21 protein-coding genes and 1 pseudogene are annotated in these 22,948 nt (G+C 60.3%); 8 read left to right on the forward strand and 14 right to left on the reverse strand.

Going from position 1 to position 22,948, the window contains the following annotated elements; all coding sequences use genetic code 11:
* Positions 1–43 precede the first annotated feature (43 nt).
* Positions 44–766, reverse strand: a complete 723-nt coding sequence (locus K5K95_RS28400; protein ID WP_222587162.1) for a hypothetical protein — start codon at positions 764–766, stop codon at positions 44–46.
* A 159-nt stretch (positions 767–925) separates the two neighbouring features.
* Here K5K95_RS28400 and K5K95_RS28405 point away from each other — a divergent pair, with 159 nt between their 5' ends.
* Positions 926–1,999: a sensor domain-containing diguanylate cyclase gene (locus tag K5K95_RS28405; RefSeq protein WP_222587163.1), complete on the forward strand. Its 1,074-nt coding sequence runs from the start codon at positions 926–928 to the stop codon at positions 1,997–1,999.
* A gap of 5 nt (positions 2,000–2,004) precedes the next feature.
* On the opposite strand, the gene K5K95_RS28410 is transcribed toward K5K95_RS28405, so the two are convergent.
* Together K5K95_RS28410 and K5K95_RS28415 are read right to left on the reverse strand one after the other, a co-directional pair.
* Positions 2,005–2,469, reverse strand: coding sequence for a hypothetical protein (locus K5K95_RS28410; protein ID WP_222587164.1), 465 nt, complete (start codon positions 2,467–2,469; stop codon positions 2,005–2,007).
* 100 nt (positions 2,470–2,569) lie between these two features.
* Positions 2,570–2,878 (reverse strand): RcnB family protein, encoded by a 309-nt coding sequence (locus tag K5K95_RS28415; protein ID WP_222587165.1) that lies wholly within the window; start codon positions 2,876–2,878, stop codon positions 2,570–2,572.
* Positions 2,879–3,144: 266 nt separating this feature from the next.
* On the opposite strand from K5K95_RS28415, the gene K5K95_RS28420 reads away from it, so the two are divergent.
* Together K5K95_RS28420 and K5K95_RS28425 are read left to right on the forward strand one after the other, a co-directional pair.
* Complete coding sequence (locus tag K5K95_RS28420; protein ID WP_222587166.1) at positions 3,145–4,437, forward strand: MFS transporter; 1,293 nt, start codon at positions 3,145–3,147, stop codon at positions 4,435–4,437.
* 21 nt (positions 4,438–4,458) lie between these two features.
* On the forward strand, positions 4,459–5,235 hold the full coding sequence (locus K5K95_RS28425; RefSeq protein ID WP_222587167.1) for a substrate-binding domain-containing protein: 777 nt from the start codon (positions 4,459–4,461) through the stop codon (positions 5,233–5,235).
* Here the strand turns inward: K5K95_RS28425 and K5K95_RS28430 are convergent.
* On the reverse strand, positions 5,225–6,139 hold the full coding sequence (locus tag K5K95_RS28430; RefSeq protein WP_090184913.1) for a LysR family transcriptional regulator: 915 nt from the start codon (positions 6,137–6,139) through the stop codon (positions 5,225–5,227). The genes K5K95_RS28425 and K5K95_RS28430 overlap by 11 nt on opposite strands.
* Before the next feature lie 182 nt (positions 6,140–6,321).
* Between K5K95_RS28430 and K5K95_RS28435 the strand changes: the two genes are divergently transcribed.
* On the forward strand, positions 6,322–8,133 hold the full coding sequence (locus K5K95_RS28435; RefSeq protein ID WP_222587168.1) for a monovalent cation:proton antiporter-2 (CPA2) family protein: 1,812 nt from the start codon (positions 6,322–6,324) through the stop codon (positions 8,131–8,133).
* A gap of 265 nt (positions 8,134–8,398) precedes the next feature.
* Here K5K95_RS28435 and K5K95_RS28440 read toward each other — a convergent pair whose 3' ends face one another.
* Complete coding sequence (locus tag K5K95_RS28440; protein ID WP_222587169.1) at positions 8,399–9,334, reverse strand: hypothetical protein; 936 nt, start codon at positions 9,332–9,334, stop codon at positions 8,399–8,401.
* A 374-nt stretch (positions 9,335–9,708) separates the two neighbouring features.
* Here K5K95_RS28440 and K5K95_RS28445 point away from each other — a divergent pair, with 374 nt between their 5' ends.
* Positions 9,709–10,392 carry a response regulator transcription factor gene (locus tag K5K95_RS28445; RefSeq protein ID WP_010455216.1) on the forward strand — a complete coding sequence of 228 codons (684 nt, stop codon included), beginning with the start codon at positions 9,709–9,711 and terminating at the stop codon, positions 10,390–10,392.
* Entirely contained in the window at positions 10,370–11,764 is a 1,395-nt protein-coding gene (locus K5K95_RS28450; RefSeq protein ID WP_222587170.1) for a sensor histidine kinase, read from the forward strand. Before K5K95_RS28445 ends, K5K95_RS28450 begins: the two co-directional genes overlap by 23 nt.
* A 135-nt stretch (positions 11,765–11,899) precedes the next feature.
* On the opposite strand, the gene K5K95_RS28455 is transcribed toward K5K95_RS28450, so the two are convergent.
* The 3 genes from K5K95_RS28455 to K5K95_RS28465 are packed head-to-tail and all read right to left on the reverse strand — an operon-like array spanning position 11,900 to position 14,154.
* Entirely contained in the window at positions 11,900–12,310 is a 411-nt protein-coding gene (locus tag K5K95_RS28455; protein ID WP_222587171.1) for an SRPBCC family protein, read from the reverse strand.
* A gap of 27 nt (positions 12,311–12,337) precedes the next feature.
* Entirely contained in the window at positions 12,338–13,135 is a 798-nt protein-coding gene (locus tag K5K95_RS28460; RefSeq protein ID WP_222587172.1) for an SDR family NAD(P)-dependent oxidoreductase, read from the reverse strand.
* Positions 13,136–13,137: 2 nt separating this feature from the next.
* Positions 13,138–14,154: an aldo/keto reductase gene (locus K5K95_RS28465; RefSeq protein WP_222587173.1), complete on the reverse strand. Its 1,017-nt coding sequence runs from the start codon at positions 14,152–14,154 to the stop codon at positions 13,138–13,140.
* A 132-nt stretch (positions 14,155–14,286) separates the two neighbouring features.
* Between K5K95_RS28465 and K5K95_RS28470 the strand changes: the two genes are divergently transcribed.
* Positions 14,287–15,183 (forward strand): LysR substrate-binding domain-containing protein, encoded by an 897-nt coding sequence (locus K5K95_RS28470; RefSeq protein WP_222587174.1) that lies wholly within the window; start codon positions 14,287–14,289, stop codon positions 15,181–15,183.
* Positions 15,184–15,505: 322 nt separating this feature from the next.
* On the opposite strand, the pseudogene K5K95_RS28475 reads toward K5K95_RS28470, so the two are convergent.
* The 6 genes and pseudogenes from K5K95_RS28475 to K5K95_RS28500 form a co-directional block, all read right to left on the reverse strand.
* A pseudogene (locus K5K95_RS28475) lies at positions 15,506–15,866 on the reverse strand (DUF6124 family protein).
* A gap of 619 nt (positions 15,867–16,485) precedes the next feature.
* Positions 16,486–17,082: a DinB family protein gene (locus tag K5K95_RS28480; protein WP_222587175.1), complete on the reverse strand. Its 597-nt coding sequence runs from the start codon at positions 17,080–17,082 to the stop codon at positions 16,486–16,488.
* Positions 17,083–17,175: 93 nt separating this feature from the next.
* On the reverse strand, positions 17,176–18,291 hold the full coding sequence (locus K5K95_RS28485; RefSeq protein ID WP_222587176.1) for an NAD(P)/FAD-dependent oxidoreductase: 1,116 nt from the start codon (positions 18,289–18,291) through the stop codon (positions 17,176–17,178).
* Between the two features lie 32 nt (positions 18,292–18,323).
* Positions 18,324–19,112, reverse strand: a complete 789-nt coding sequence (locus K5K95_RS28490) for an SDR family oxidoreductase (RefSeq protein ID WP_222587177.1) — start codon at positions 19,110–19,112, stop codon at positions 18,324–18,326.
* Between the two features lie 29 nt (positions 19,113–19,141).
* Positions 19,142–20,482: a PQQ-dependent sugar dehydrogenase gene (locus K5K95_RS28495; RefSeq protein ID WP_222587178.1), complete on the reverse strand. Its 1,341-nt coding sequence runs from the start codon at positions 20,480–20,482 to the stop codon at positions 19,142–19,144.
* Positions 20,483–20,632: 150 nt separating this feature from the next.
* Positions 20,633–21,559 carry a LysR family transcriptional regulator gene (locus tag K5K95_RS28500; protein ID WP_222587179.1) on the reverse strand — a complete coding sequence of 309 codons (927 nt, stop codon included), beginning with the start codon at positions 21,557–21,559 and terminating at the stop codon, positions 20,633–20,635.
* A gap of 175 nt (positions 21,560–21,734) precedes the next feature.
* On the opposite strand from K5K95_RS28500, the gene K5K95_RS28505 reads away from it, so the two are divergent.
* The gene (locus K5K95_RS28505) at positions 21,735–22,874 is read left to right on the forward strand and encodes an iron-containing alcohol dehydrogenase (RefSeq protein WP_222587180.1); all 1,140 of its coding nucleotides are present in this window, start codon (positions 21,735–21,737) and stop codon (positions 22,872–22,874) included.
* Positions 22,875–22,948 lie beyond the last annotated feature (74 nt).

A 22,948-nucleotide genomic window follows, 5' to 3' on the forward strand; every position in this document is an offset into this window, starting at 1 on the left:
CGTCTGGTCATAGCGCACCTGCCATAAGTCCAGAGGGGAGTCATTACAGGAACTTGTCAGAAAACAACGTTCGGGTTACGCGCGGCATGTTGGGAACGTCGATTTCGATGTAGGTCACCTGCTTTTTCGGCACTTGATACACCGTGCCGAATGAATCGTAGCGTTGTGGCTGCTTATCGGTTTTCACCAGTACCTTTTGCACCAGCACGTAATAGGTCGCAGCCGTTTCAATCAGCAGCACCGCCTCTTTTATCCCGCCGTCCTTGCTGGCCGTGGCCATCATCAGTTCAGGTGGATATAACTTTGCGTACTTTTCGTCGAAATGCAGGCGAATCGGGCGCAATACCCCGCCGTCGCGCACTTGCTGAGCCTGGAGAGTGCCGAAGTGCTCGGCCAGCACTGATGTTCCCCACAGGCCGACAATCAGAAATACCGTAAACAACACTTTGTGCAGGAAGTAGGGAATTGGCCTCTCGTCCGAAGACCAACCGCTGTTGAGCAAGACATAAACGATGGCGCCGCCGATCAAGTACCAGAGACCAAACTGTTTCGCGACCGTCCAGGCAAACGCGAGATAGAAGTACAACGAGATATCGAGCGACACCAACGGTATGCCGAACGTCTTGAAGTAATAAAACAGGTGTAGCCATGAATAAAAAAACAGGTAAGCGCCGAACAGCAACGTCGGACCTCCGAAGTGGCTCGACAATTGCGAACTCTCCGGCGCAGGCGGAGGCACAGCGGCAGATGCGTTGACCTGAGTCATGGTGATGATTCCCTGCCGGGCGGACGATCACGATGCTGATAACGTGCCTATAAAGTCTAGCGTCCGCTGAAGAGAAAGCGACTGCTACTTGGCGCGCGTCTGAACTAATCTATTGGGCATCTCCCTTCATGGTTAATACACAACGATGGCAACGCCTGAATGAGTTTCGTCTGGACCAGCGCCGCCATCGGCTCGGTGATGATTGCCCTGATCGTCGTGTTGATCTGTCGCGAGCGCTCGCTGCAAAGGCAGCTGGCCGAGCAACGCGCATTGATCGCCAGCCTGTCCGAGCGCCAGACCCTGCGCCAGGACGGTGATGCCGAACGCTTCAAGCGCAGCCAGTATTTCGCCCGCATCGGCACCTGGGACTGGGATGTCGACACCGACAAGCTCTACTGGTCGGACGCCATCTACGGCATGTTCGGCTTCAAGATTGGCGAGGTGACGCCCTCCTACGCGCTATTTTGTGCCTGCGTACACCCCGATGACCGGGCTCAGGTGCGGGCCGGGGAATTGCGTTGCCTGCAAACCGGTGAAAACCATGACGAGGAATACCGCGTGGTGTGGCCCGACGGCACCATTCGCTGGTTGCGCGAGACCGGTAACGTGGTCAAGAACGACCATGACGCCACCGTCAAGATGATGGGGGTGGTGCGCGACATCACCGAGGAAAAAGCCTCGGCCAGCTACCTGCAACACCTGGCCCATTACGATCCGCTGACCGGTCTGCCCAACCGCCTGGTGCTCGAAGAACGCTTGTCCGATGCGCTGGAACAGGCGCGCATAAGCGCGACCAGAGTGGCGCTGGTGTTCGTCGATCTCAATGGTTTCAAGGCCATCAACGACCACTACGGCCATGCCGCGGGTGACCGGGTGCTGATCACGACCGCCACACGCCTGAAGAAAATCCTGCGCTCGACCGACACTGTCGCGCGGATCGGTGGCGACGAGTTCGTGGTGATCCTGCAGGGGCTGCCCCAGGGCATCAGCCTGCAGGATGAAGCGCGCAACATCTGCCAGAAAATCTTTGTCGAACTGTCACCGCCCATCACCATCGGCAATGACCAACGCCACATCGGCACCAGCCTTGGCGTCGCGGTGTTCCCGGACCACGCGCCGAGCATGGACCGGCTGATTCACATCGCCGACCTGGCGATGTATGAGGCTAAACGCAGTGGGAATAATCAGTATCGGTTGGGCGATCAGATGGTTAGCACTAGTCGGGTCGAATGAACAGCTCAGTCCTTACTTTGCCCATAAGGAATACCGTTGAAGCTATGAGTGCAGCAGCGGCAGAAAGTAGTCATGTTCTCTGCAGTCAACTCGGGGGTGACTATTGCGAGGAAGCCCTGATCATCGACAAATAAACCGCTGAAGTAACTGGCTTCATCTGTCCTGACGTAATCCTGCCGCTCACTTTCATGTAGAGCGACCATCCAGAACACAGGTTCAGGCCGATCGAGCCGAGCTATCGCTTCACTAAAAACCTCACTCCATTGCCTGCCGACGCGTGACAGCAGAAACCGGAACAAAGGCGTGTAATCAAACCCGTGGCGGCGTTTTCCATGCATCGAAACACGTACCGCATCACGGGCATTTGCGGCTTTGGTATGGCGTTGGTGGCGGTATTTACCCGCGTAATCGTTCCGCTGGACACCCCATGTACAGGTGTTGATCTTGCGGTAAAGGGGTTTCTTTTCCAACGAGTCGCTCCTGACATCCAGTCAACAAAATCGCCGCCGAGCTTTACCGCGCTAGCAAACGAATTCAACCAGCCTTCCATGGCTAATTGTTACGGTCGGCCTATCGCTCCACTGGCGTGATATCGACAATCATCCCGTTGGTAATCATCACCATCATGTACTTGTCATTGATCTGCACCCATTGCGCCTGGTCTTTCGGGGCTTTGAGGCCCTTCTGTTTCCAGTTGCCCAGGGCTTTTTCGCTGCGTTGATAAATGTCCGGGGCACGGTCGCCAACCACCAGCTTGCGGGCATTGTTAACGCCGGGCTGAACGGTTTTTTGTGGTGGGTCATCCGCTTGAACGATCGGGGCGATACCGGCCAGGCCTGCAACGAGGGCGAGGCTGGCGATAAGGGTCTTGTTGTTCATTGATGAACCTCCAGTAAATTCTTGGTAGCTGAAGTGGGACCGCCCAGACGCTCGATCATTCGAAAAATTATTAGCCGCCTCGAAGTCGAACGCAGGATTGGCAGCGCCTCCCACCTATCTGCGCTTGTCATTGATCCGCTTCACGCATCAATGCATGTCAACAATGCACTTATCATATCGATGTCCCTGATCCACCATTCGCCCCAATAAGAACCGTGCATTGCGTCCAGGCCATGCACGTCATAAAAGCGGTGGAGTACAGATCAATGACAACATCAATCCCTTCCGGGCGCTCCCGCGCCAGTGCAATTTTCCGGGTCACCTCGGGCAATTTTCTCGAACAATTCGATTTCTTCCTTTTCGGTTTCTACGCCACGCAGATTGCCTCCGTATTCTTCCCGGCCAGCAGCGAATTCGCCTCGCTGATGATGACCTTTGCAGTGTTTGGCGCAGGCTTCCTGATGCGCCCGTTGGGTGCCGTAGTGCTGGGCGCTTACATTGATGATGTGGGCCGGCGCAAAGGTTTGATTGTCACGCTGTCGATTATGGCCAGCGGCACGATCTTGATTGTGCTGGTACCCGGTTACGAAACCATCGGACTGTTCGCTCCTGCCATCGTGCTGATCGGTCGACTGCTACAAGGCTTCTCCGCCGGAGCGGAGATGGGCGGAGTCTCCGTGTACCTCTCAGAGATCGCCACGCCTGGCAACAAGGGCTTCTTCACCAGTTGGCAATCGGCCAGCCAGCAAGTGGCGATCATTGTCGCCGCCGGGCTGGGGTATGGACTGAACCAGTGGATGGCGCCGGCGATGATTGCCGATTGGGGCTGGCGGATTCCGTTTTTCGTGGGTTGCATGATCGTGCCGTTCATTTTCTTCCTGCGCCGGAACCTGGAAGAAACCGAAGAATTCGCCGCGCGTAAACACCGTCCGAGCATGGGCGATGTGTTCCGCACACTGGCGCAGAACTGGGTGATCGTTTTCGCCGGCATGATGATGGTCGCGCTGACGACCACCGCCTTCTACCTGATTACCGTCTACGCACCGACGTTTGGCAAAACCGTACTGCACCTGAGCACGTCCGATGCGTTGCTGGTGACCTTGCTGGTGGGTGTTTCGAACTTCTTCTGGTTGCCGATTGGCGGTGCATTGTCCGACCGGATCGGTCGTCGTCCGGTGCTGATTGCCATGGCGTTGTTGACCCTCGCCACCGCGTATCCAGCGCTGACCTTCCTGGTCAACGCGCCGAGTTTCATGCACATGCTGCTGGTATTGCTGTGGCTGTCGTTCATTTACGGCTTGTACAACGGCGCGATGATTGCGGCGCTCACGGAAATCATGCCGGTCGAAGTCAGGGTTGCGGGTTTCTCCCTGGCATACAGCCTGGCCACCGCGGTGTTTGGCGGTTTCACCCCGGCGATGTCGACCTTCCTGATTCAGTACACCGGCGACAAGGCCGCACCCGGTTACTGGATGAGTTTCGCCGCGCTCTGTGCGTTGTGCGCGACGCTGTATCTCTATCGCCGCTCGACCGGTCGCCTGCAACCGGCGATGTCCTGAACCCTTTGAGAACACATGACCATGAAGAAACTATTCAATTTTGCTGCCCTGACTTTGCTGGCCAGTCTCAGCCTGAGCACCATCGCCCAAGCCGAAGAGATCCACGTGATGACTTCCGGCGGGTTCACCGCCGCCTATAAAATCCTCGGCCCGAAATTCGCTGCCTCCACGGGCAACACACTGGACACCGCCCTTGGCCCTTCGATGGGCAAGGCGCCGGAAGCGATCCCCAATCGACTCGCGCGTGGCGAGCAGGCCGATGTGGTGATCATGGTGGGCTACGCCCTGGACGACTTGATCAAGCAAGGCAAAGTCGACCCGGCGTCTCGGGTTGAACTGGCGGATTCACGAATCGGCCTGGTGGTGCGCGAAGGTGCGCCGAAGCCGGACATCAGTTCTGTCGACGGACTGAAAAAGACCTTGCTCGACGCGAAGTCCGTGGCCTATTCCGACAGCGCCAGCGGCGTGTACATCGAGGAGCAACTGTTCAAGCGCCTGGGCATCGAGGATCAACTCAAGCCCAAGTCGAAGATGATTCCAAAAATCCCGGTCGGTTCGGTGGTTGCCACGGGCGATTACCAACTGGGCTTCCAGCAAGTCAGCGAACTGCTGCCCGTGCCGGGAGTAAGTTTTGTGGCGAAAATTCCGGAGTCGGTGCAGTCGGTGACGCGTTTTGCGGCTGGCATTCCGGTAGGCGCGCAGCACAAGGAGCAAGCCAAGGCGCTACTTGAATACCTGGCATCCTCAGCCGCGCAGTCGGACGTGAAGGCCACCGGGCTGGATTCGGTCAGCCGCTGACCGCAGACGGCTGGACTTTCATCTCCACCACCAGTCGTTCCAGTTCCAACGCCGCCGGGGTCAGGGTTCGACCCCGGCGCTTGATCAAGCCGACACTGCGCATCACCTGCGGATGGGTCAGCGGCACCCGTGTCAGAATCGGGTGATCGGCCGCCGGCATCGCCATCAACGGCACCGCCGCCACGCCCAAACCCGCCTCTACCAGACCGATCATCGTCGTCACATGGCGGGTTTGGCAGATACTCGGCCGCTGCGGGACAATTCCGCTGAGCGCCTGATCCAGCAAAAAGCGATTGCCGGACGTCTTGTCCAGCGAAATGTAATCCTGCTGATAGAACTCATCCCAGGTCACGCTGCTGCGCCCCGCCAACGGGTGATCGCGCCGACAGGCCACCACATACTCTTCCTGCACCAGGGGTTCGAACTCGACTTCGGCCTCCAGTGTGCCCATGAAACTCAGGCCGAAATCCGCCTCGCCATTGACCACTGCGCCGAGCACGTCGTGAGCGCTGGAATCCAGCACTTTGACTTTGATCCGGGGAAATTGCTGGTGATAACGGGCGATCACTCGCGGCATAAAGTAGTACGCCGCCGACGGCACACACGCGACCGTGACATGGCCGAGTCGGGTCGAAGCGACTTCACTGATACCCAGCAGCGCGATGTCCAGATCATCGAGCAGGCGCTCGACACTCGGCATGAAACCGCGCCCGGCCTGGGTCAGGCTGACCTTGCGCGTGGTGCGCTCGAACAAGCGTACGCCGAGGGCGTCTTCCAGTTTTTCGATACGCCGGCTCAGTGCCGGTTGGGAGATGCGCACGGTATCGGCAGCCTTGCGAAAACTGCCCTGCTCGACCACGGCACGAAAGGCTTGCAGATCGTTGAGGTCGAAGTTGATGGCCATAATGCGCACTCGGTGAACAGGCAGGTTGATTAGCTTATCCTATGAATGTAACTAATTGATGCTAGATGTAACCAGATTCGCCTGGTCTTCTTGCCAGCTGAAACGCTTCATGTTCCGGCTGACGCCTGAAGCCTCAGCCTTTATCCTTGTCGCCCCGCCGTATCAAGTGTCTGGAGTTCGTCATGCCCCACGAAGGCAACCTTTTACAAGCCGCCGTCGTTTTTCTGTTCGCGGCCGTGCTCACCGTGCCCTTGGCCAAACGCCTGCAACTGGGGGCCGTACTCGGTTATCTGTTTGCCGGCGTGATCATCGGGCCGTCGGTGCTGGGGTTGATCGGTAATCCACAGAGCGTCAGCCATATCTCTGAGCTGGGCGTGGTGTTGCTGCTGTTCATTATCGGCCTGGAACTGTCACCACGCCGCTTGTGGGTGATGCGTAAATCGGTATTTGGCGTGGGACTGGCGCAGGTGCTGTTGACGGGTTCGGTGATCGGCGTGCTAGCGCTGTTTGTCTTCGGCCAACCGTTGAACAGCGCCATCGTGCTCGGCCTTGGTCTGGCGTTGTCTTCCACCGCGTTTGGCCTGCAAAGCCTGGCCGAGCGCAAAGAGCTGACCAGTCCTCACGGACGCCTGGCGTTTGCGATCCTGCTGTTCCAGGACATCGCCGCAATCCCGTTGATTGCCATGGTGCCGTTATTGGCCGGTGGCGATCACACCTCCACCGCCGCCGAAGACTTGAACCACGGCTTACGGGTGTTGGGTAGCATCGCGGTGGTGGTGGTCGGTGGACGGTATCTGCTGCGACCGGTGTTTCGCGTGGTGGCCAAGACCGGTTTGCCCGAGGTCTCGACGGCGACCGCGTTGCTGGTGGTAATCGGCACGGCGTGGCTGATGGACCTGGTCGGCGTGTCCATGGCCCTTGGCGCGTTCCTCGCCGGGTTGCTGCTGGCGGACTCTGAATATCGTCATGAACTGGAAGCGCAGATCGAGCCTTTCAAGGGTTTGTTGCTGGGGTTGTTTTTCATTAGCGTCGGCATGGGCGCCAACTTGAGCCTGTTGCTCAGCGCACCGGTCACGGTGTTGGGGCTGACCCTGCTGCTGATCGCCCTCAAATTACCGCTGCTGTTTTTGGTCGGTCGACTGGCCGGCGGCTTGGGTAAAGTCAGTGCCATTCGCCTGGGCATCGTGCTGGCGGCCGGTGGTGAATTTGCGTTTGTGGTGTTCAAGATCGGGCGCGACCAGGGATTATTCGAACCGCGCCTGTACGACTTGCTGGTGCTGACCATCACCCTGTCCATGGCGGTGACGCCGCTGTTGTTGCTGCTGTGCGCGCGGCTGTATACGCCCAAGGTGCAGCCTGTCGAGGTGCCGGAGAAATTCCGCGACATCGACACCGAAGCGCCGCGCGTGGTGATTGCCGGCATGGGCCGGATGGGGCAGATCGTGGCGCGGATTCTGCGGGCACAAAACATCAAGTTCGTCGCGCTGGACACCTCGGTGGAAACCATCGAACTGTCGCGCAGTTTCGGCGGCGTCCCAGTGTTCTACGGCGACCCGATGCGCCCGGAAATCCTCAGTGCGGCCAAGGTCGAGCAAGCGGAATACTTTGTCATCGCCACCGATGACCCGGACACCAACATCAAAACCGCCGAGCTGGTGCACAAGCTATATCCGCACATCAAGATCATCGCCCGGGCGCGTAACCGTCAGCATGTGCACCGGCTGGTGGACCTTGGCGCCGAGGCGATTCGGGAAACCTATTATTCGAGCCTGGAAATGAGCCGGCGCACCCTGGTCGGCCTCGGGTTGACCCAGGCGCAGGCCGATGCGCGGATCAAGCGCTTCAAGCATCACGATGAACAAGTGCTGGAAGCCCAGCACGCGGTGTATGACGATGCGGCGAAGGTCTTGCAGACGGCACAGGAAGCGCGGGCGGAATTGGTAAGATTGTTTGAGGCGGATCAGATGGAGGAGCAGGAAGCCGGTAAGGTTTAGGCTATGTGGCGGCTGGTCTGCCGCCATCGCGGGCAAGCCCGCTGCCACAGGGATTTGTGTTGATCACAAGAACCCTGTGGGAGCGAGCTAGCCCGAAGTCGCGTTACTGGATCTCAGAAAGCAAAACGCCGCTTCCACCAGAGGCGGAAGCGGCAGAGGCATAAGCCTCAGAGAATCAATGCATGAACAGGGCGATCAGAATGATGATCGGGATTGGCACGCCGAGAAAGAACAACAGTAATGAGCGCATGAGAATTCTCCTGGGTTAGCGAACTGGCAAGGTAGCGGTGGTGACGTAAGTGTCGGATTCCAGATACACCACGGCATCCCGACGACGACCGCCGAAGGTAGCGGCGAAGCTGGCGAAAAACGCACCGATCAGCAAGGCAACGAACATCCACAGCGACGTCCAAGCAGCGACTTTGGCAGCGGTGTCAGCAGCTTGTTGGGCAGCCAGTTTGGCGTCGGCAACAGCTTTTTGAGTGCGGGCATAGACTTCATCGACACGGCGTTCGGCATCGGCCTGGGTCAGGTTGGTGCGTTGGGCGACCAATTGGGCCAGGTAAGTCCGGTCTGCGGGCGCCAGTTGACCATCGCTCAGGGAGCGCACGAAGATCCGGGTCACGGTGCTGCGGGCAGCGTCATCGCTGACAGCGGCAGGACGATCATCGCGGAACAGGGTGTCGACGAAGTAGCCATATTGGTCACTGTCGGTTTTAGCCGCAGCGGTGCCAGCGGCTTGAGTTGCGACACTGGCCGCACCACCGACAACGCTTGCGCCGGCTTGCACGCCACCGCTGACGATGCTGCTGACCGAACCGACGACCAGCGTCGCAGTCACCAGCGTGGCTACGCACCAGGCCAGGAAACCGTGGGCGGTGTCACGGAAATAAACCTCATCGCCGTGCATGTTGGCCCACTTCACCCGCAAGCGACCGGCGATATAACCGCCGAGCCCGGAAGCCACGATTTGCGTCGCAGCCAGCCAGACGATTGTGGAAATCCCCAGGCCTTTGGCGCTCACGCCTTCATGGGCCCAAGGCGAGACCGCCGAAAACCCAAGGCCGAAACCGAGCAGTACCAGGATCAGCGACAACGCCGCCGCTGCAGCAGCCCCGGCAAAGATCGCACCCCAGGACACCCCCGACAGCGTGCTTGATTCTTCTATATCGGGATAGAAACCATCAGAGGATCTATTCATTGTTTTCGCTCCAGGCAGAAAGATGGTGTTACAACTCTTCAGAGGAAGAATTGCAGTCACCGTGCCAGTCGCAAGATTTAAATAAATCGTTTTATTTCAATAATTTATATAGTTTGAACTTCCAGTTTTATTGCAATTTGCAAGGTAGAGGCGTTAGCAGCGGGTTTTATGCATTGAACATCATCCAGATCGCAGCCTCGTTTCACTCGACAGCTCCTACATGGAATGCGGGCCCCCAGTAGGAGCTGTCGAGTAAAACGAGGCTGCGATCCGTTGATCTTTTCTTCAGGTGAAGTTTTATTTAGAAAGACCTCATGCATTTGTTGGCAAAATGCCCCCACACTCCGCCATGAACTGACTATCAGGCACGCCCTATGACCCGCATCTTGACCATCGAAGACGACGCCGTGACCGCCCGGGAAATCGTCGCCGAACTGAGCAGCCACGGCCTCGACGTCGATTGGGTCAACAATGGCCGTGAAGGACTTGAGCGTGCGGTCAGCGGCAATTACGACCTGATCACCCTGGACCGCATGCTGCCCGAGCTCGATGGCCTGGCGATTGTCACCACGTTGCGCACCATGGGCGTGGCCACGCCAATCCTGATGATCAGCGCCCTGTCCGACGTCGACGAGCGGGTGCGTGGCTTGCGCGCTGGCGGTGACGATTACCTGACCAAGCCGTTCGCCACCGATGAAATGGCCGCGCGCGTTGAAGTGCTGCTGCGTCGCCAGAACACCGTGACCGCTCAGGCGACCACCTTGCGCGTCGCCGACCTTGAGCTGAACCTGATCAGCCACGAAGCCAGCCGCGACGATCAGTTGCTGACGCTGTTGCCCACCGAATACAAGCTGCTGGAATTCCTGATGCGCAACACCGGACAGATTCTGTCGCGGATGATGATTTTCGAGGAAGTCTGGGGCTATCACTTCGACCCCGGCACCAACCTGATCGACGTGCACATCGGCCGCCTGCGCAAGAAGATCGACCCACCTGGTAAAGTCCCGTTGATCCGCACCGTGCGAGGCTCGGGATATGTCATTGCTGAACCCCTCTAACGGCTGGCGTTCGTCCAGCAGCCGCCTGCTCGCGCTGTACAGTTCGCTGTTCGTGCTCTGGAGCGGGATCCTCATGGGGGTCATGTATTTCGAGGTTTCGGCTTACCTGGACAATTTGGCCAAGCACTCGCTGATGCAACGCCAGCACCTGTTTTCGCACTTTCAGGGCGAGCAACTGCTGGACGCGCTCGCCGTCAGCATGACCTTCGACATTCGCGGCATTGACGCCTATGGCCTGTTCGATGCCCAGCACCGCTACCTCAGCGGGGCGATGCAGAGCATTCCCGAAGGTTTGCCGCTGGACGGCAAGATCCACATACTCAGCGACTGCGCCGAATCCGACGACCCCAGCCTGCCCGCCGACAGTTGTGACGCTGTAGCGACCCAGACCCGGGACGGTCGCTGGCTGGTGCTGGTGCGCGACAACGGTTCGTTGTTCGCCGTGACCCGCATCATTCTGCACGCGTTGTTCTGGGGAGTGACGCTGACCATTCTGCCCGGTATCGCCGGCTGGCACCTGCTGCGGCGGCGCCCGTTGCGACGCATTCGTGCGATTCAAGCGAGCGCCGAAGCCATCGTCGCCGGCGACCTGACCCGGCGCCTGCCCCTGTCCAACCGCCGCGATGAACTGGACATGCTCGCTGCCATCGTCAACGCCATGCTTGAACGCATCGAACGCTTGATGAACGAGGTCAAGGGTGTGTGCGACAACATCGCCCACGACCTGCGCACCCCGCTGACCCGCCTGCGCGCGCAGTTGTACCGGATTCAACAGCAGGCGGATGAAGGCTCGACGCTGGCCGTGCAGCTGGATTCAGTGCTCGCCGAAGCCGACACCTTGATGGCGCGGTTTCGTGGCTTGTTGCGGATTTCCGAACTGGAGGACCGGCAGCGCCGCTCCGGTTTTGTGCAGCTGGACCCGGTGCCGCTGCTGCAGGAATTACACGACTTCTACCTGCCGCTAGCGGAGGAAGGCGAGTTGGTGTTCACGCTGCAATTGCCGGCATCGCTGCCACCATTGATTGGCGATCGCGCGCTGTTGTTTGAGGCTGTGGCGAACTTGTTGAGCAACTCGATCAAGTTTACTCCGCCGGGCGGCGAAGTGATTTTGCGTGGGGTCAATGTGGCTGGGCACACGCGAATCGAAGTGCTCGATTCAGGCCCCGGCATCCCGGAAAGCGAACGCAAAGCGGTGTTCCAGCGTTTTTATCGGGCGGACGGTGGCAATCAGAAAAACGGCTTCGGCCTGGGCCTCTCGATCGTTGCGGCGATTGCCAGCCTGCATGGCTTTGCACTTGAAGTGGGCATCAGCGAACTCGGCGGCGCGCGATTGACCCTCGATTGCCAGCAAAGCCTGATGCCCCAGACCTGAGCCATTCTCCCAGACAAAGAAGCTCCCCTGTGGGAGCGGGCTTGCTCGCGAAGGCGGTAGATCAGGCGACATCATCGTCGACTGTAAGACCGCCTTCGCGAGCAAGCCCGCTCCCACAGGGAACTACGGTGCTTCTCAGGTTGGGTAGTTGGCTCGAAGCGCTTCGAGGCCGCCCTGATAAATCCCGCCAAACAAAGCCTCGACCTCTGCCTCGCTCACCCCGACCGGCGTAAACCGGCCCGACCACGTCACCCGGGTGCCATCGCCCTGTGCTTCTACCTTGATGGTCGCCAGGTATTCGGTCGCTGGAAACGGCGCCTGCACAATCGAATAGCTGTAAGTCTTCCCGGCGTTATCAAACGCCTCCAGGCGCTCAACCACCACCGCGCCGTCCGCCGTTTGCAGGCTGCGCACCCGCCCGCCTTCGCTCAGTTCGCTTTTCGGGATAAACGGCAGCCAGTCCGGCAGCGTGTCGAAGCCGCCAATCAATTGCCACACGTTATCGGCCGACGCCGGGATATCAATGAATGCTGATGCAGTTGCCATGTAGTCCTCTCTCTTAATTAATAAATTTCAAATCGCCATGCTGTCGACGACACCGCCATCGACCCGCAGCGCCGCGCCCGTGGTGGCCGAGGACAGCGGCGAAGCAATGTAGGCCACCAGATTGGCGACTTCCTCGACATTCGCCACGCGCTGGATGATCGACGTCGGCCGGGCCTTGCGCACGAACGCATCGGCTTCTTCGCGAATACTACGCCCCGACGCGTCAGTGGCGTCCTTGAGCATCTGCTCCAGGCCATCGGTCAGCGTCGGGCCGGGCAGGATCGCATTGACCGTCACGCCGGTGCCAGCCAACCGTTTGGCCAGGCCGTGGGACACCGCCAGGTTGGCGCTCTTGGTCACGCCATAGTTGAGCATGTCGGCCGGGGTTGCGATGCCGGATTCCGAGGACAGGAAAATCACCCGCCCCCAGCCCTGCTTGACCATGTCCGGCACGTAATGCCGTGACAGGCGCACACCGGAGATCACATTGACCTCGTAAAAGCGCGTCCACTCGCTGTCCGGCGTGTCGAAAAAATCCACGTCATTGAAGATCCCGAGATTGTTCACCAGGATGTCGGCGCGGGGTTCGGCAGCGAACAGTTTTTCAGCGCCTTCAGCCGTGCCGAGGTCGGCGGTCAGGCCACGCAGTTGCGCGTCCGGCACGCTCTGGCGGATGCTTGCCAGCGCGTGTTCGACCTTGGCCGTCTCGCGCCCAATCACCACCACCGTGGCACCGGATTCGGCCAGTGCCTTGCTGATGCCCAGGCCAATGCCGGCGGTGCTGCCGCTGACAATGGCAAGTTTTCCAGTCAAATCGATTTTCATGCTCATGCTCCTGTGATCGGCAATGGCGCACGGTCAGAAACCAGTTTCGCCTCGCGCATCGCTTGCCAGAATGCGGCGGGAATGACCGCCGACAGCGCGGCCACGTCTTCAGCAATCCGGTCCGGACGGCTGGAGCCTGGAATCACCGCGGCCACCGCCGGGTTCGCCAACGAGAACTGCAACGCAGCGGCTTTGATGTCGACACCGTGGGCCGCCGCGATGCGCTTGATCTGCTCGACTTTGTTGATGATCGCCGGGCTGGCTTTCTGGTACTCGAAGTGTGCACCACCGGCCAAAATGCCCGAACTGTAAGGACCGCCAACCACGATCTCGACGTTCTGCGCCAGGGCGGCGTCCATTAGACGCTGCAAGGCACGATCGTGGTCGAGAAGAGTGTAGCGACCCGCCAGCAGAAAGCCGTCCGGCTGCGCTTCAGTCAGATCAAGGGTCAGCTCGCAAGGTTCAACCTTGTTCACACCCAGGCCCCAGCCCTTGATCACGCCTTCTTCGCGCAGGCGGGTCAGCACTTTGAACGCGCCGGTGCGAGCCTGGTTGAAGTATTCCAGCCACTGATCGCCGTAGAAATCCTGGGCAATGTCGTGCACCCAGACGATGTCCAGTCGGTCGGTCTGCAGACGCTTGAGGCTGTCTTCGATGGAGCGCAAGGTCGCGTCGGCACTGTAGTCATTGACGATCTTGTTCGGGCGACCGTGCTCGAATACCCCGCTCTTCTCGCCGAGGTCGCGGGCAGCGGTGTCTTCGACTTCATCAAGGATGACCCGGCCGACTTTGCTGCTCAGCACGTAATCGTCGCGGTTGTAGTGGGCCAGCGCAGCGCCCAGGCGGATCTCCGACAGACCCGAACCGTAAAACGGCGCGGTGTCGAAGTAGCGCACGCCGGCATCCCACGCGGCGTGCACGGTGGCCAGCGCCTCGTCTTCAGGAATGGCGCGGAACATGTTGCCCAATGGCGCCGTACCGAAGCCCAGCGCGCCGGGCAGTTTGTCTTTCAAGCTCATGGTTCAATCCTCGTCAGTTTCAGAGGTCGCCCTTCATCAAGTGGTGCAGGTGACCGATGAGCAGATCCTAGATTGCGATGATCGGACCGTCCAAGACATAATGTGCAGCACTTAAGTCCCGATAGGTCTGACATGATCGACATCCGCCAATTGCGCTACTTCGTTGCCGTCGCCGAAGAAGAACACGTCGGTCGCGCCGCCGAACGTTTGCACATTTCCCAGTCGCCCCTGAGCCGGCAGATCGCCCAGCTTGAAGAACGTCTGGGCCTGACTCTGTTCGAGCGCAGCCAGCAGCGCATCCGCCTGACCCGCGACGGCCAGACTTTCCTCGCCGAAACCCGCGCCCTGCTGACCCACGCCAACCGCCTGGAATCGTTGGGCAAACGCCTGGGCCGTGGCGAAGAAGGCGGGTTGTGCATCGGCTACATTGAAAACGCCATGCACGCCGGCGTGCTGCCCAACGCCCTGCGCGTACTGCGCGTCGACCGACCGAACGTGCACGTCGCGCTGTACAACCTGAGCTCTGCCGAACAACTCGAAGGCCTGCGTCAGCGTAGTCTGGATATCGCCCTGGTTGGCGAACCGCCCGTGGCCGATGATCCGGACCTGCTGGGCTTTCAAGTGCTGGACGACCCGATGCTGCTGGCCTTGCCCGAGCACCACCCGCTGGCTAAACAGCTTGTAATGACGCCGACCGACCTGGCCGATCAGGAATGGATCGGTGTGCAGCACCGCCAGAACGATGCCAGCCGCGACGACTTCATCAGCGCCTGCATCCGCGCCGGTTTCACCCCGGACATCCGCATGGAAGCCACCGAGCCCTTCACCGCGTTGGGGCTGGTGGCATCGGGGTTGGGGATTGCGATGATTCAAAAAGGCTTGAGCCGCAATGCACCGCCGGGCGTGGTGCTGCGGGAAGTGCCGTGGATTTCCTTCACCACGCCACTTTGGGCGGCGTGGCACCGGATCAATCTGCGGCCGCTGGTGGAGACGTTCAGGAAAGTGCTGACCGAGCCGGGCCCCCCATGATCGTTCCCACGCTCTGCGTGGGAATGCAGCCTGGGACGCTCCGCGTCCCTTCCGGAGCTGGAACGCAGAGCGTCCCTAGAGGCATTCCCACGCAGAGCGTGGGAACGATCTAGCCCTGTGGTGGTGAGACCACAATGTGTGGAGTTCACAAAAGCCTGTGGCGAGGGAGGTCGTCCCAGACGTTCAAAAAAGTGCTAACCGAGTCGAACTCGCAATGATCGTTCCCACGCTCTGCGTGGGAATGCAGCCCGGGACGCTCCGCGTCCCTTTCCCGACCTGGAACGCGGAGCGTCCCTTGAGGCATGACGTGGGAACGATCTCGTCAGGCGTTCTGCGGATCGACGTTATCCAGCGCCCGGTTCACTGCCAATTCGCCCAGCATGATGATCTGCTGCAACGCCAGCATCTTGTGGCGCTGCGACCCTTGCAGCTCCCCGGCAAAATCACTCGCCATCACACTTGCCGAGGCCATGGACTCACAGGCGTGAGCCAGCAGGCTTTCCGAATCGATATCGGGCACGATGAGGAACATCGTGCTGGGTTTTCTTGCGGCTGGTGCCTTGGCAGGATTGAGGTAATGGTCGAGGGCGCGGTCGGCGGCTTCGTTGAATTTTTTGGAGTCGGGGGGATTCGTACGGGGAAACGTCGTTTATATCCGGAGGATTGGGGGTGGCTTTGAACACAGTGAAGCTCCTTGATTGGCGGAGCTGCGACCTGACGCGGTCAAACGAAAGGTGGCAGCTGTACGCGGGTTGACCGACCGGAAATCAAGGAATCCGGCACACTCGAAAGTGTCCCTCGCACAGCCACCGCAAAAAGCCTGGAGCTTTTCTTGGCCACTGGTACGCCTTGATCGATTCGGACGGTCAAGTCCGGACGCTGAATTGGCAGCGACCCGGAAACGATAGAGTCCAGGCCCAAGGCGCACAAGCCGGCGGATTCTGGCGCAGACGCAGGCAACGGCGCAAGGATGTGTAGCCTGAGAGAGTGTCTGGAGATGTCGATTAAACATCGACGTTTAAAACTCACTCCGGGCCCATACACCAAGGACCAGACTGAAAAATAAATGCGCCTCCTTTTCCGGAGACGTTCAGGAAAGTACTGATCAAATCCGGCTCGCAATGATCGTTCCCACGCTCTGCGTGGGAATGCAGCCCGGGACGCTCCGCGTCCCCTTCGAAAGCTGGAACGCGGAGCGTCCCTAGAGGCATTCCCACGCGGACGGTTCGACGCCTCGACGTGGGAACGATCACCCATCTAGCCAGCAGTTGGTGCTTTGACTTGCTTGTCTTGCACCAGGCGTCAACGATAACGATTCGGCAGAACGTTGGTTGCGCTCGAGAATCGTCCTATACAGGTCGGCGCCGCGACCGGGGCATTGATCGATTGGAAAGACGCGGGATCGGTTTCGCGCAGGAAGATCGGCATATCGGTCATCGGCGGCATGGCTGGAATGTCGAAATACATCTGGATCACCCAGCCCCGGTGATAGCTGGCGTGGTTGACCACGTGCAGCAACATCGCGCCGGCGCTCATGGAACCGCTCTCGCCCGAGACGAAGGTGAACTCGACGGGTTTGTCCAGCGAGGCCTCGGTCTGCCGGGCGCTCCAGTCACAGTACCAGTGATCGATGTCCTTTTGCGCCAAGCGCAAGTCAGCCAGGTCGGGATGCAGCAGATCGTGTGAGGTTTTGAAGCCGTGCCCTCGGCCTTCGAGGTGAGCCTTCCAGATGCAGTCCACGACATAGATGTGGTTCAGGGTGCCGATCATGTTCCTGAACACCGACACCCGCTCTTTGTCGACCTCTCCCGGCGGCAGTTCGGCCAGGCTGTCAAACAGGCGCTTGTCGGCCCATTGCTTGTATTCGGCAAGCATGCGGGCAGTGCGTACGTTGATCATCACAGCTCTCCCATGACAATGGGCACTCTGCCAAGCATAGACCTCTGGGCGCTAAGCGGCGCAAACGCTGATAACCGGCAGCTTCACCTGCGGCTAAAAGGCATACGGCGCCAAACGCTGCACCACCCGCTCGGCCAACGCCAGGCAGCTGGTCAGGCCTGGGGATTCGATGCCGATCAGGTTGACCAGCCCAGGCACGCCATGCTCGGCCGGACCGCTGATGATGAAGTCGGCGGCCGGCTCGTTGGGGCCGGTGATTTTCGGGCGGATGCCGCTGTAGGCCGGTTGCAGGCTGTTATCGGGCAAACCGGGCCAGTAACGCCGGATCGCTTCGTAGAAGCCGTCGGCCCGGCGCGGGTCCACGCGGTAATCCACATGATCGACCCATTCGACATCCGGCCCGAAACGCGCCTGTCCACCCAAATCGAGGGTCATGTGCACGCCGAGTCCGGCACGTTCGGGCGCCGGATACACCAGATGCCGGAACGGTGCCCGACCGCTGAAACTGAAATAGCTGCCCTTGCACAGTCGCGCCGTCGGAACGTGCTGCGGTGGCAGACCTTCAATCCGGCTCGCCACGTCCGGCGCGGACAACCCGGCGCAATTGATCAACTCGCGGCAACTCAACGTCATCGGTTGTGCGCCGCCCATGTGCAGTTCAAAACCTTGCTCGGTGCAACGAGCGGACGCCAGCGGTGTGTGAAAGGCAATCGACGTGCCGTACGCTTCGGCGTCCGCCTGAAGCGCCAGCATCAGGGCGTGGGAATCGACGATACCGGTGGAAGGCGACCAGAGCGCCGCGACGCAGGACAGCGCCGGTTCAAGCGCTCGTGCCTGTCCTGCATCCAGCCATTGCAAGTCATCGACGCCGTTGCGTAGGCCCTGCTCCAACAATGTTTGCAAGGCCACGCACTGGCGCTCGTCGGTGGCCACGATCAGCTTGCCCAGGCGTTGGTAATCGACGCCGCGCTCATCGCAAAAGGCATACAACCGTTGTTTGCCCTCCACGCACAACTGCGCTTTCAGGCTGGCGCTCGGGTAATAGATTCCGGCATGGATCACTTCCGAATTACGCGAACTGATGCCCACGCCGATGCCGTCGCCGGCCTCGATCAGGATCACTTCCCGCCCGCTCCGGGCCAGCGCCCTGGCCACCGCCAGGCCAACCACGCCGGCCCCGACCACCACGCATTGAATATCGACGCTCACTTGCCTTGTGCTCCTTTCACGCCTGACGATCCTCAAAACGTACCGGGATAACTGCCGCCATCCAACAACAAATTCTGCCCGGTCAGAAAACCGCTGTGAGCGCTGCAAATGAACGCGCAATAGGCGCCGAATTCATCGGGCTGGCCGAAGCGCTGGGCCGGCACATGTTTGCGCCGCTGTTCGCTGATGCTTTCGACGCTGGTGCTATTGGCTTCGGCGGCAGCGCTCAGGGTTTTGTGCAAGCGCTCGGTGTCGAACGGGCCCGGCAGCAGATTGTTGATTGTCACGTTATGCCCGGCCAGCCGCGACTGGCGAGCCAGCCCGGCGATAAAACCGGTCAATCCACTGCGCGCCCCATTGGACAGGCCGAGCACATCGATGGGGGCTTTTACCGCGCCCGACGTGATGTTGACCACGCGCCCGAAACCGCGCTCGGCCATGCCATCGACGCAGGCTTTGATCAGCTCGATGGGGGTGAGCATGTTGGCGTCCAGCGCCTTCAACCAGTCTTCACGCTGCCAATCGCGGAAGTCGCCCGGCGGCGGTCCGCCAGCGTTATTGATCAGGATGTCGACCTGCGGACACGCCGCCAGCACCTGCTCGCGCACCTCAGGAGTGCTGATGTCCCCGGCCACCGTGCGCACTTCAATTCCCGGCGCCAGGCTGCGCAATTGTGCAGCGGCGGCCTGCAAGGTTTCGTCGCCGCGCGCGTTGATCACCAGATTGACGCCCTCCTTCGCCAAGGCTCGCGCACACGCCAGACCCAAGCCTTTGCTGGCGGCGCAGACAATCGCCCAGCGACCTAAAATACCCAAATCCATAATCGTGCTCCTGACAATTGTGATGTTGACTAGGGTTTCACACTCGCGATACGCCAGATCTTGTTCCCGACATCATCGGCGACCAGCAACGCGCCGCGCTGATCCAGCGTGACACCAACCGGACGCCCCCGCGCTTCGCCGTCGGCGTTGAGAAACCCGGTCAGGAAATCAACCGGCATCCCCGCTGGTTTACCATCATTGAACGGGATGAACACCACTTTGTAGCCCGCCTGCGGGTTGCGGTTCCACGAGCCATGCTCGCCAACGAAAACACCTTGGGCGAAGTTCGCCGGCATGGCCCGCGAGTCGGAGAATGCCAGGCCCAGCGGCGCGACGTGAGTGCCCAGCGCGTAATCCGGGGCAATGGCCTGGGCCACTTTGTCCGGACGCGGTGGCTCGACGCGGCTGTCGACGTGGGCACCGTAGTAACTCCACGGCCAGCCGTAGAATGCGCCGTCCTTCACCGACGTCAGATAATCGGGCACCAGGTCGCTGCCGATTTCGTCACGCTCATTGACCACTGTCCACAGCTGCGTCGTCCCCGGCTTCCAGGCCAGCCCGTTGGGGTTGCGCAGACCGCTGGCAAACAGGCGCTTGCTGCCATTCTTGACGTCGACCTCCCAAATCGCGGCGCGACCTTCTTCCGCGTCGAGACCGTTCTCGCCGACATTGCTGTTGGAGCCTACGGTGACGTACAGCCGGGTCCCCTCAGGGTTGGCCAGTACGTTCTTGGTCCAGTGATGATTGATGCCTGCAGGCAAGTCGGTGACTTTCACCGGCACTGCCTTTATCTCGGTTTGACCTTCGCTGTAAGGCACCTTGACCAAAGCGTCGGCGTTGGCGATGAACAACTCATTGCCCACCAGCGCCATGCCGAACGGCGAAGTCAGGCCGGTCATGAACTCGGTCCGCACCTCGGCGTGACCGTCGCCGTCGACATCGCGCAACAAAGTGATTCGGTTGGCGCTCGGGGCATCGGCCCCCACGCGGCCCATCACGAATCCCATCGCCGTGCGGCGCGCCCAGGCGATCGGACCGGTGCCGCCATCGGTGGCCCCTTCCGGCATTGGCGGGTGGTTGCTTTCGGCGACCAGCACATCGCCATTGGGCAAGACATAGAGCCAGCGCGGGTGGTCGAGGTTTTCAGCCAGCGCGGCCACGGTGAAACCGGCAGGCGCCGTGGGGCGGTCCTGACCCGACCAGCCCACCGCTTTTGAAACTTTCAAGGTTGGAATCAGCGAAGTGACGGGCTCGGGCAGCTGCGGAGCCGGGCCGACGCTGGCCTGCGGCGGCAGTTTGGAAGATTCCCCACAGGCAGTGAGTAGCGCAGCAGTGGTGATCAAGAGCGCGAGCCGGTTGGGCACATTCATGTTGGAACCTCGCAGTGGCCATCCGTGGGCCAATTATTGGGCAGGCAAAATCCCTTGAAGTATTGCGGCGCAGCCCTCCTTTCAAACACCGCCTGCGCGGCAAATCACATTTGCCTTAATCGCACGAATGCTCACTGGCAGACGCAGGCATTATCCCGAGGGATTCAACAAAGCCTCTCGCAGCAAGCGCGCCGCCGGCGAGTCCGGTACGCCTTTGCGCGATACCAGTTCATAGGGTTCGCTGCGTGAGGTGATGGGCAGCGGCAGCGTGGTGGTGAAACCGTAGCCGGAGCAGAACTTCGCCACATCGGTCGACACCAGGGCGACGAGCGTCGGGTTTTCCTGGAGCAACGAGAGGGTGGCAAACGCCGAGGTGGTTTCCAGCAAGTGCACCGGGAATCGCAGGTCGGCCTCGTGAAATTCGCGCTCCAGCAACAAGCGCATCGGCATGTTGGCGCGGTAGACGATCCAGCGGTAATCCACCAGATCCTTGAGGGACAACTGCCGGGCGTAGGCGAATGGATGTTGGGTGCTGGCGATCACCGCCAGGGTTTCTTCAACGAATGTCGAGCTCTCATACAAGTAGGGCGTGGTGCTGATGGTGGTACGGCAGATCGCAAGGTCCAGGCGCCCGGCGTCGAGCTGGCTGAGCAGCGCGGCGCTGGTGTCCTCGACGATCTCGATCGACAGCTTCGGGTTGTCGGCAATGACTCGGCTGATCGCGGTGGTCAACAGCGGCACGGCGCCCATGATGGTGCCGACGGACACCCGCCCGCCCTCGCCGCTCATGATGCCGATGATCTCTTCGCGCAGGTGCGCGAGGTCGGTCTGGATCAGCCGGGCGTAGCGGATCACCGAGCGTCCGGCATCGTTCGGTTCAAGCCCGCGGTTAGTGCGGGTGAACAGTGAGGTGCCAAAGGTGGTTTCAATTTCCTGCAGGGCTTTGCTGGCGCCGGGCTGGGTCAGCGCGACCTGCTTGGCCGCGCCCAGCAAGGAGCCGTGCTCATCCAGGGCTATCAGCAAACGCAGCTGCTTGATGTGCAGGCGGGACATGATCGAATTGAGTGAGGGCGTCATCAGGGTTAACTAAAAGTTATAGAGGTATCGAAAGTTGTCAGTATCGAGGCTCGCCACGACGGCCCTATAGTCCACCCCACAACCAGGCAATGCAATGGGTTTGACCCGAGATCGAAAGCTCTCCTGCCCCTGACCGATTGCAACAATAACAATCCTGTATAACTTGTGGTGAATCATGTCCCTCATCAATTACGTCACCAAAATCCAGTTCGGCTACGACAGCCTGCAGCATCTTGCCGCCGAAGCCGAGCGCGCCGGTATCACCCGGCCGCTGATCGTCACTGACGTCGGCGTGCGACGTGCCGGTATCGTCGACAAGGTCATCGAGGCCCTCGGCGCTGAGCGTACACCGACGATTTTCGACGCCACTCCGTCCAACCCCAACGAACACGCCGTGCGTGAAGCCGTCGAGCAATACCACTTGGGCGAGTGCAACGGCATCATCGCGGTGGGTGGCGGTTCTTCGATTGATCTGGCCAAAGGCGTCGCGGTCTGCGCCACTCACGATGGCCCTCTGCAAAGCTTTGCGGTGATCGAAGGCGGCCTGGATCGCATTACGTCTGCCACCGCGCCGCTGATTGCCATTCCGACCACGGCAGGCACTGGCAGCGAGGTCGGCCGAGGGGCCATTCTGATCCTCGATGATGGTCGCAAGGTGGGCGTGATCTCACCTTATGTCGTGCCTCGCGTGGCCATCTGCGACCCGGAACTGACCCTGGGCCTGCCACCGATGCTGACCGCCGCCACCGGCATGGACGCCATCGCCCATTGCATCGAGACGTTCATGGCGCCGGCCTTCAATCCTGCCGCCGACGGCATTGCCCTTGATGGCCTGTGGCGCGCCTGGGAACACATCGAGCGTGCCACCACCGAACCCGGTGATCGCGAAGCCCGGATGAACATGATGAGTGCGTCGATGCAAGGCGCGCTGGCCTTCCAGAAAGGGCTGGGCTGTGTGCACAGCTTGTCCCACGCCCTGGGCGGCATCAATCCGAAACTGCACCACGGCACGTTGAACGCGATCTTTCTGCCTGCCGTCGTCGACTTCAACGCCAACGCGCCCACCGTTCGCGACGAACGCAAGCTCGAACGCCTGCGCCATGCCATGGGCCTTGCGGCCGGCGCCAATATCGGTGAGGCCATCGAAGACATGACCCGACGCCTGGGCCTGCCAACGCGCCTGAGCGAGATCGGCGTCGACCCTAGCCTGTTCGCCGGCATTGTCGAAGGCGCCTTGCACGATCACAGCCACAAGACCAATCCCCGCGAAGCATCGCCCGCGGATTACCTGTCGATGCTCGAACAATCGCTGTAAGCAGTCGCTATCCAACAACAATAAATCAGGAGGCAACCGCAGCGTCGAACGCGATTCGACGCCAGCGGAACAAT

Origin of the sequence: Pseudomonas sp. DR48, from assembly GCF_019823085.1 — a bacterium.
Taxonomy (GTDB): Bacteria; Pseudomonadota; Gammaproteobacteria; order Pseudomonadales; family Pseudomonadaceae; genus Aquipseudomonas.

Excerpts from the sequence above, each read along its gene's own strand:
- K5K95_RS28400 (WP_222587162.1), bottom strand. The coding sequence starts at position 766 with ATGACTCAGGTCAACGCATCTGCCGCTGTGCCTCCGCCTGCGCCGGAG.
- K5K95_RS28405 (WP_222587163.1), top strand. The coding sequence starts at position 926 with ATGAGTTTCGTCTGGACCAGCGCCGCCATCGGCTCGGTGATGATTGCC.
- K5K95_RS28415 (WP_222587165.1), bottom strand. The coding sequence starts at position 2,878 with ATGAACAACAAGACCCTTATCGCCAGCCTCGCCCTCGTTGCAGGCCTG.
- K5K95_RS28420 (WP_222587166.1), top strand. The coding sequence starts at position 3,145 with ATGACAACATCAATCCCTTCCGGGCGCTCCCGCGCCAGTGCAATTTTC.
- K5K95_RS28425 (WP_222587167.1), top strand. The coding sequence starts at position 4,459 with ATGAAGAAACTATTCAATTTTGCTGCCCTGACTTTGCTGGCCAGTCTC.
- K5K95_RS28430 (WP_090184913.1), bottom strand. The coding sequence starts at position 6,139 with ATGGCCATCAACTTCGACCTCAACGATCTGCAAGCCTTTCGTGCCGTG.
- K5K95_RS28435 (WP_222587168.1), top strand. The coding sequence starts at position 6,322 with ATGCCCCACGAAGGCAACCTTTTACAAGCCGCCGTCGTTTTTCTGTTC.
- K5K95_RS28440 (WP_222587169.1), bottom strand. The coding sequence starts at position 9,334 with ATGAATAGATCCTCTGATGGTTTCTATCCCGATATAGAAGAATCAAGC.
- K5K95_RS28445 (WP_010455216.1), top strand. The coding sequence starts at position 9,709 with ATGACCCGCATCTTGACCATCGAAGACGACGCCGTGACCGCCCGGGAA.
- K5K95_RS28450 (WP_222587170.1), top strand. The coding sequence starts at position 10,370 with ATGTCATTGCTGAACCCCTCTAACGGCTGGCGTTCGTCCAGCAGCCGC.
- K5K95_RS28455 (WP_222587171.1), bottom strand. The coding sequence starts at position 12,310 with ATGGCAACTGCATCAGCATTCATTGATATCCCGGCGTCGGCCGATAAC.
- K5K95_RS28460 (WP_222587172.1), bottom strand. The coding sequence starts at position 13,135 with ATGAAAATCGATTTGACTGGAAAACTTGCCATTGTCAGCGGCAGCACC.
- K5K95_RS28465 (WP_222587173.1), bottom strand. The coding sequence starts at position 14,154 with ATGAGCTTGAAAGACAAACTGCCCGGCGCGCTGGGCTTCGGTACGGCG.
- K5K95_RS28470 (WP_222587174.1), top strand. The coding sequence starts at position 14,287 with ATGATCGACATCCGCCAATTGCGCTACTTCGTTGCCGTCGCCGAAGAA.
- K5K95_RS28480 (WP_222587175.1), bottom strand. The coding sequence starts at position 17,082 with ATGATCAACGTACGCACTGCCCGCATGCTTGCCGAATACAAGCAATGG.
- K5K95_RS28490 (WP_222587177.1), bottom strand. The coding sequence starts at position 19,112 with ATGGATTTGGGTATTTTAGGTCGCTGGGCGATTGTCTGCGCCGCCAGC.
- K5K95_RS28495 (WP_222587178.1), bottom strand. The coding sequence starts at position 20,482 with ATGAATGTGCCCAACCGGCTCGCGCTCTTGATCACCACTGCTGCGCTA.
- K5K95_RS28500 (WP_222587179.1), bottom strand. The coding sequence starts at position 21,559 with ATGACGCCCTCACTCAATTCGATCATGTCCCGCCTGCACATCAAGCAG.
- K5K95_RS28505 (WP_222587180.1), top strand. The coding sequence starts at position 21,735 with ATGTCCCTCATCAATTACGTCACCAAAATCCAGTTCGGCTACGACAGC.